This window comes from Nonomuraea mangrovi (assembly GCF_042681425.1).
GTDB classification, from domain to species: Bacteria; Actinomycetota; Actinomycetes; order Streptosporangiales; family Streptosporangiaceae; genus Nonomuraea; species Nonomuraea mangrovi.
In genome coordinates this window covers 1-1297 of sequence record NZ_JBHUFV010000113.1, presented here as the reverse complement: position 1 = coordinate 1297, position 1297 = coordinate 1, and the positions used below count along the sequence as shown (strand labels likewise).

General features: G+C 66.0%; 1 protein-coding gene. It reads left to right on the top strand.

Features of this window, described 5'->3' with window-relative positions:
- Positions 1-59 precede the first annotated feature (59 nt).
- The coding region (locus tag ACFSKW_RS54700; protein WP_379583836.1) for an IS256 family transposase at positions 60-1297 on the top strand (1238 nt) is incomplete at its 3' end.

Below are 1297 nucleotides of genomic sequence, written 5' to 3'. Positions count from 1 at the left end.
AGGACGGCCATCGCGTGATCCTTCGTGATTGCGAGTCAAGATCGAAGGAGCGAAAGACGATGGCCGTGAACAACAGTGTGACGCCTGGGCAGTGGCTGGCGAAGCAGATCGAGACCAAGGATCCGGATCTGTTGCGATCTATGGTGAAGACCATGGCCGAGGCGTTGATGTCGGCCGAGGCCGACAGCCTGTGCGGTGCCGGCTACGGCGAGCGCAGCGACGAGCGGACCAACCGGCGCAACGGCTACCGCAGTCGCGACTGGGACACCCGCGCCGGATCGATCGAGCTGGCGATCCCGAAACTGCGGTCCGGCTCCTACTTTCCGGACTGGCTGCTGGAACGCAGACGGCGAGCCGAGCAGGCGCTCATCAGCGTGGTGGCCACCAGCTATCTGCTCGGCGTCTCCACCCGGCGTGTCGACAAGCTCATCGAGCAGCTCGGGATCAAGCACATCTCCAAGAGCCAGGTCAGCCAGATGGCCAAGACCCTGGATGAACAGGTCGAAGCCTTTCGTATGCGAGCGCTGGACGCCGGCCCTTACACCTTCGTGTGGCTGGATGCGCTGACCCAGAAGGTGCGCGAAGGCGGCCGGATCGTCAACGTGCACGTTCTGGTTGCGACCGCGGTCAACGCCGATGGCCGCCGCGAGATCCTCGGCCTGGAGGTCACCAGCGCTGAGGACGGCGCGGGCTGGCTGGCCTTCCTGCGCGGCCTGGTGGCCCGCGGGCTGTCCGGGGTGCAGTTGGTCATCTCTGACTGCCATGCCGGTCTGGTGACCGCGATCGGCGCCACTTTGGCTGGCGCCTGCTGGCAACGGTGTCGTAGCCATTACCTGCGCAACCTTCTGACCTGCGTGAACAAGTCTGCGCAGCCGTTCGTGGCCACCCTGGTGCGCACCCTCTTCGACCAGCCCGACACCGCCTCGGTGCGCGCCCAGCACGCCTGGGTGGTGCAAACGCTCGAGGCCAAGCATCCGGCCGCGGCCGAGCACCTGGACGCCGCCCGCGAAGACCTGATCGCCTTCGCCGCCTTCCCTCGCGAGATCTGGCCGCAGATCTGGTCCAATAACCCGCAGGAGCGGCTGAACAAAGAGATCCGCCGCCGCACCGACGTAGTCGGCATCTTCCCCGACCGTGCCGCGATCATCCGGCTGGTCGGGGCCGTGCTGGCCGAGCAGACCGACGAATGGGTCGAAGCCCGCCGCTACATGGGCCTGGACATCCTCACCAAATCCCGTATCCGGATGATCCCTGGCGACACACCAGCCCAGAACCCACTCCCACAGACACTTACCGC